Below are 7,069 nucleotides of genomic sequence, written 5' to 3' on the forward strand. Positions count from 1 at the left end.
GTAGGTTGAATGAAGGGGTTTGAATTGAAAGCTGCTATCTATCGATTAAAAAAGGAGTGTTAGTTATGTACGATATTATTATACGAAATGGAAAAATATTTGATGGAACTGGAAATCCTTGGACCAAATTGGACATCGCTATTAAGGATGGAAGGATAGTAAATATGGGGAAATTTGAAAACGAATCTGCTACTACAGAAATTGAAGCAGAAGGTTTAGCGGTTTCGCCTGGATTCATCGATACTCATGTACACTCTGATTTATTATGTACAAAGCCTGATGTGCATAAGATAAAAGTTTTACAGGGGGTTACTACTGAGCTTTTAGGACAAGATGGGATTTCAGTTGCACCTGTATCAGAGAAAACAAAGCCCTTGTGGCAAAAACAATTAGAGGGGTTAAACGGTACAATAGGCGATTGGGAATGGAATACTATTGAAGAGTACTTAACATTTTTAGAAAATAGCCAACTTTTAGGAAACGTTGCTTATTTAGTACCACATGGGGCTGTGAGAACTCTTACGATGGGCTTTGAGGGTCGAGAGAGTACTAAAGATGAAATGATTAGAATGCGAGAACTTGTTGAAGAAGGCATGCGACAAGGAGCATACGGTGTTTCTACGGGTTTGATTTATCCACCGAATTCATATTCAAATAAGGAAGAACTTATAGAAATTTGCAAAGGGGCAGCAAAATACGATGGGTGTTTTGTTGTGCATATTCGAAATGAAAGTACCACTCTGCTCGACTCTCTCGAGGAAGTCATTGATGTAGCAAGGCAGACTGGGGTTAGACTGCATATTTCACATTTTAAAAGTGTAGGTTTAAAAAATAGTTACAAGTATGAAATAGCTTTACAAAAGATGGATTTAGCTCGTTCTGAAGGAATCGAAGTAACTTTTGATCAATATCCTTACACAGCTGCATCGACGGTCTTCCATTCTATTCTTCCTCCTTGGGTTCATGCAGGAGGAACTGAAGAAATGCTTACTAGACTTAAAGACCCAGAGTCACGAGAAAAAATTAAATCTGATTTCTTAAATAAAACCGACTATGAAAATCCAATATACAGTTGTGGGTGGGAAAATATAATTATTTCAGCAACTGGAACTGAGAAAAATAAATCTTATGAAGGAAAAACTATTGTAGAAATATCAAATATCCTAAATAAGGATCCAGCAGATACCGCTATGGATTTATTACTAGAAGAAGAAGGAAATGCGACAATGGTACTTCATTGGGGGAGAGAGCTTGATATTGTAAAGGCAATGAAAAGTCCGTGGTATATCGTAGGTTCCGACGGAATATTTGGCGGGAAACCACATCCTAGATTATACGGTTCTTTCCCCCGAGTTTTGCGACGATATGTAAGAGAACTAGAAATAATATCTTTATCCGAAGCTATTCATAGTATGACAGGAAAAGCTGCACAATTACTAAGGTTAAAAGATAGAGGGCTTCTTCACAAGGGATACTATGCCGACATTGTTATATTTGATCCAGAGAAGATAGAAGATAAGGCTACATTCGAAGACCCTCTTCAGGAACCGATTGGAATAAATTACGTAATCGTTAATGGACAATTAACAGTAAAAAATGGAGCAGTTGTTAGTAAAGGGATCGGCAAAGTCCTTAAGTATTGAATGCCATTAATAATAAGTAACTGCTCATTTAATCAATAGAGGTGAAGAAGGAGACTATAGTATGAAGCTGAAGTGTGTAAATTGCGCTGAAACCTATCCGCCTATAATGATCTATTCATGTAATAAATGCGATGGAATATTGGAAGTATTCTATGAAAAAAAAGATCTTAATGATTTGAATAAAGAACATCTTGAGATGAATAAAGTAAATACTATGTGGAGATATTCAGATAGGTTATCAATTGGGGATGACGACAATATTATTAGTTTGTATGAAGGAGGAACACCACTTCATTTTTCTAAAAGGTATAAGAGTGAATTAAATTTTTTTAAAGGTGAACTGTATTTTAAAGATGAAACGGTTAATCCAACTGGCTCTTTTAAAGATAGGTTGGTTAGTGTAGCCATAAGCAAGGCAAAGGAATTTGGGTATAATAAGATAGTTTGTGCGTCAAGTGGGAATGCTGGAGCTTCTGCTGCTGCATATGCAGCAAAAAGCGGGATTGATGCAGTAATATTAGCCCCTCAAAGTACTCCTAAAGAAAAGGTAATACAAATATTGGCGTATGGCGCTACTGTTCTACTCGTTAAAGGACATTATAGTAACTCTTACAAATTAGCGAAGGAATTGTCAGAAAGGCATAATTTGTGCAATGTTAGTACCACGTATCTTAATCCTTATGGAACAGATGCCTTAAAAACAGTGGCTTTTGAATTGAATAACCAATTGAAAGGGGAAGTTCCGGATTATATATTTATTCCTATTGGTTCGGGTCCTTTATTGAAAGGAGTATACCAAGGTTACAATGAATTAGTGCAATCATTGGGTAACATTGGAGCGACCATGCCAAAACTTATTGGAGTGCAGGCTGAAGGATGCGCCCCTATAGTATCTGCCTTTGAAAATAATAAAGAAGTTGTTACAGCATGGGGCGAGTCCAATACGATAGCCTCAGGTATTTCGGATCCTCTAATCGGATATGAAAAAGATGGAACATATACCTTGAAATTAATAAGGGATAGTAAAGGCAGTGCTGTTTCGGTTACAGATGAAGAAATAAAAAAAGCAATGCGAGATTTATCTCAATTCGAGGGTATATTTGCAGAGCCTACGGGTGCCGCATCATTGGCCGGGTTCAGAAAATTATGTGAAAAAGGAGCGATTAATTCTTCTAGTCGGGTAGCGTGTTTAATCACTGGACATGGATTTAAAGACATGAAAATATACCAAGAAATGGAGAACGGTTTACACTATATAAATGATATAAGTGATTTAAATGCCTTTCTCTGAACTTCTTAAAACTAAAAAATGTCTAATCAATTTTGGACCTTTATAGTATGAATGTTGGGAATGGTATGTAGTTGTCTATAAGTCGATGTTAAACAATTAACTATATTACTAAAGAGTTGAGGGGTATTATGACAACTTTTTTGCTTGGAGGATATCCAGTATGCATGATTTACTGCTGACAAATGGGAGGATAATTGACGGGAGTGGGAAGCCATCTTACAGTGGAGCGGTTGCAATAAAAAATAATAAAATTATAAAAGTTTCTCCTTCAATAGAAGAAGAGAGTTTGGTGACAATTGATGTAGAAGGTGCGAGTATCAGCCCGGGATTTATAGACGCGCACACACACGATGATTTGGCAATTTTACAGGATTCAGACCATTTACCAAAACTATTCCAAGGGGTAACGACAACAGTATTAGGTAATTGTGGACACGGCTGTGCTCCGGTAGGTGAAGACTTGGAACTTTTACGAAATTATTCTGAACCTGTGTTGGGAAAATTCCGTGGCAATTGGGATTGGAAAAGTTTTGAGGAGTATGTTGAGCGTTTAACTAAAGCATCAAAGACAGTTAACACAGTTTGTCAAATTGCACATGGAGCTGTCAGATCTGCAGTAATGGGGTTTAACAGAAGAGTAGCTACAAAAGAAGAGATTGGTCTAATGGAGCAATTAGTCGTTCAGGCTATGGAAGCAGGGGCAGTTGGATTATCGTTGGGACTTATGTATGCGCCAGGAAGCTATGCAGACAAAGAGGAATTGGTGGCATTAGCGAAGGTTGTCGGGAAATACGGTGGAATTCTCAATTGTCACTTGCGAAGTGAAGGGAATAGTCTCAATGAATCTATGGATGAGTTTTTTGATATTGGAAAGGAAGCGGAAGTCTCTCTTCATATTAGTCACTTGAAGTCGGTAGGTTTAAAAAACTTTGGCAAGATACCAACAATCATCGAGAAGCTTGAAAAAAAGCGTTCCACAGGAGTAGATATTACTTGTGATGTCTACCCATATCCAGCTGGAAGTACAACAATCATGTCTCTAGTTCCATTATGGGCTTTGGAAGGTGGGACTCAACAATTCCTTTGCAGACTTCAAGACGTTGAGTTTAGAGAACAAATTAAAATGGACTTTAAAAAACCTTGGGGACAAATGGAGAATAACCTTCTAGGCATTGGTTATGAGCGAATTCGAGTCTGTGGATTGCAAAGTAATTCAAATTTAGTATTTGAGGGAATGAGCTTAAGTCAAATAGCAGAGGAAAGAAATGATCCATTGGATGAATGCTTGCTTCAACTTATAGAGGAAGAAGAGGGGAAAGCTAGTATTATTCTTTTTCAAATGTCCGAAGAGGATGTTCAGGAAGCATTGAGATGGAAATGGTCCATGATAGGATCAGATGGATTACCATTGGATTCTAAAATTATTCATCCCCGACATTATGGTACATTTCCTAGAGTGCTTAGTCATTATTCCAGAGAGAAAAAATTGTTCTCTTTAGAAGAAGGGATTAGAAAAATGACTTCATTACCCGCAGAGAGATTTAATTTAAGTAAACGGGGATACATTCGTGAAGGGTATTTTTCTGATTTAGTTGTTTTTACGCAAAATGAAATTAGAGACTTAGCCACCTTTGAAAAACCACGTTTATTTCCAAAAGGAATTAAATTTGTCTATGTTAATGGTGAAGAAGTGGTGAAAACTGGAAAGGTAACAGGTAAATATCCTGGTAATCATCTCTTGAGCTTTTCAAACAGGTCCTAAGGTTTCGGATTTCGGTAGTTTGAAAGGTACGGCTATATAGAACATTAGAGAGTAACTCAGGTCAGGTTTTTAAAGGAGAGATATATGGTACAAACAGTCTTATTTAATAATGAAATTGTATCCAGAAAAGAAGTAAAGATAGATTTAGAAGACCGGGGCTATCAATTCGGAGATGGGATATATGAAGTTATTGGCGTTTACAATACAAAAACTTTTAAAATGGCTGAGCACTTAAAGCGCCTTGAAAGAAGTGCTAAGGAACTAAGAATAACTTTAGGAAATATTCTTGAAGGTTTGGAAGCAAACTTAGAAAAATTAATTGCTTTGAATGGAATAAACGATGGCATCGTCTATGTTCAAGTGAGCCGAGGAGTTGCTCCACGTGCTCACCAATTCTCACAGCTAGAAGCTTTGCCGGTAGTGATAGCATATACAAGAGAAATGGAACGTCCAATAGAGATTCAGGAGAAAGGAGTAAATTGTCTATTAACTGAAGATATCCGCTGGTTAAGATGTGATGTGAAAACATTAAATTTGTTAGGAAGTGTGTTGGCAAAACAAAAAGCAATTGATAATTCCTGTTATGAATCAATACTACACCGTGAAAATGTTGTTACAGAGGGTACGGCAACAAATGTGTTTATAATAAAAAATCAGATAGTATACACTCATCCAGCTGATAATTTTATATTGAACGGAATTACAAGGAGTACGGTGATTGACCTTTGTAAAGAAGAAGGAATAAAGGTAGTAGAAGAAAAGTTTGATAAACAACAACTTTTACAGGCGGACGAAGGTTTTTTAACAGGAACTTTTATAGATATTGTCCCCATAAATAAAATTGAAGAAACAGTTCTCGGTAAAGGTGAACCAGGACGAATTACAGAATATTTACAAAGAAAGTTTAACAGGCTGATAAATTAATAAAGTAAAAATGCTTTGTTAAGCTCGTCACTATTATAAATTTAAGTAGTATTTTTGATTATATATTTACAGTTCACTCTTAGGAGGCTTTCAATGTCAGTTAAACTAGGTGAAAAAAGATGGAAGGACGCAAAGGAATTAGTTGAAAAGAATGCAATTGTAATAGTTCCTACTGCAGCGTTTGAACAGCATGGTCATCATCTTCCTTTAGACACTGATACGAGGTTAGTCTCATTTATCGCCGAGGAAGTGTGTAAACGTTGTGAAGATTTTGACTTTCCTGTTGTTACCACTCCCACTGTATGGACAGGTTTTTCCCCTCATCACATGCGGTTTGAGGGAAGTATTACATTAAAAATGGATACATTTAATATGCTGATTCAAGATATTTGTGAAAGTTTATGGCACCATGGTTTTCGCAATATAATATTACTAAATGGTCATGGAGGTAATGCTAACCTATTAAAAAGCATGGTTGCAAATATGACTTTTTCTCATAACATTCGAACTGTGACAGCTTCTTACTGGGATTTTGTTAGAGAATATATTGATGATTGGAGAAAGTCCAATTTGGGTGGCGTTAATCATGGCTGTGAGATGGAAACAGCCTTGATGTTATATTTATCCGAGAAGCTTGTTCATAAAGAGTATATCAAAGACGATGTCTGGAGACCTACGACTAAATATATTAGTAATGACTTAACATACAGTGGAAAGGTCTTTACTGCTTTTGATTTTTCAGAGATAAGTGATGATGGTACGATTGGGGCGCCAAGTATGGCCTCCAAAGAAAGAGGAGAAGAGTTGTTTGATCTGATATGCAAAGAGATTGTAAATTTCATCGAAGATTTCAGAAAATGGGATTGGGAAAATATCATGAAACAATAAAAAATTGGCTGGGAAAAGATTTTTAATTCGTTGGGTTTGAAAGTGAGTCACTCTCCTTAGAAGAGTGACTTCTTTTGATTAGGCAAACTAAGAATACTCAATTATTATAATATTAAAACGATCAATATGAGTCATAGAGCGAACTGAGAGGGTGGCGAGGGTAGGAGGTAGGTAGAATAGGGATTGAAAAGTTTTAATTGACAGTCCCAAAAAGGGTCAATCATACTAGTTAAAAAGAAAATTTCTGGAGGTAACTGATGCATAACATATCACAGGTAGGATTGAACATTCCGCGCCACGGGGTAAGGGAAATTATGACAGCGGCATCAAAAATAGAGGGCGCGATTCATCTTGAAATAGGGGAGCCGAATGTTACGACCCCGATACATATTCGTGAAGCCGCCAAAGCGGCGATGGACGCCGGCATGACTCATTATACGGCCAATGCTGGATTTGATTCTCTGAGGGTGTATTTGGCAAGTAGGAAATGTATGATTTGGCAGTTAAAAATGTAGCTACTTGCCAACATCCTTTTTTAACGATTGAGTAATGATTCTTTGT

General features: G+C 36.9%; 6 protein-coding genes. All 6 read left to right on the top strand.

Translation table 11 applies throughout. The features are described from left to right. Positions 1-65: 65 nt before the first annotated feature. The 6 genes from ABMB67_RS17065 (at position 66) to ABMB67_RS17090 (ending at position 7,023) form a co-directional block, all read left to right on the top strand. Complete coding sequence (locus tag ABMB67_RS17065) at positions 66-1,643, top strand: N-acyl-D-amino-acid deacylase family protein (protein WP_354572816.1); 1,578 nt, start codon at positions 66-68, stop codon at positions 1,641-1,643. 61 nt (positions 1,644-1,704) lie between these two features. Continuing rightward, positions 1,705-2,934 carry a threonine synthase gene (locus ABMB67_RS17070; protein ID WP_354572817.1) on the top strand — a complete coding sequence of 410 codons (1,230 nt, stop codon included), beginning with the start codon at positions 1,705-1,707 and terminating at the stop codon, positions 2,932-2,934. Between the two features lie 160 nt (positions 2,935-3,094). Further along, a complete protein-coding gene (locus ABMB67_RS17075; protein WP_354572818.1) occupies positions 3,095-4,696 on the top strand; it encodes an N-acyl-D-amino-acid deacylase family protein in 1,602 nt (533 codons plus the stop codon). A gap of 84 nt (positions 4,697-4,780) precedes the next feature. After that, a complete protein-coding gene (gene dat, locus ABMB67_RS17080; RefSeq protein WP_354572819.1) occupies positions 4,781-5,620 on the top strand; it encodes a D-amino-acid transaminase in 840 nt (279 codons plus the stop codon). 93 nt (positions 5,621-5,713) lie between these two features. Continuing rightward, a complete protein-coding gene (locus tag ABMB67_RS17085) occupies positions 5,714-6,508 on the top strand; it encodes a creatininase family protein (RefSeq protein WP_354572820.1) in 795 nt (264 codons plus the stop codon). Between the two features lie 257 nt (positions 6,509-6,765). Continuing rightward, positions 6,766-7,023 carry a hypothetical protein gene (locus ABMB67_RS17090; protein ID WP_354572821.1) on the top strand — a complete coding sequence of 86 codons (258 nt, stop codon included), beginning with the start codon at positions 6,766-6,768 and terminating at the stop codon, positions 7,021-7,023. Positions 7,024-7,069: the final 46 nt, after the last annotated feature.

The organism is Halalkalibacter oceani (genome assembly GCF_040544555.1).
In the GTDB taxonomy this organism is placed as follows: Bacteria; Bacillota; Bacilli; order Bacillales; family Bacillaceae_D; genus Halalkalibacter; species Halalkalibacter oceani.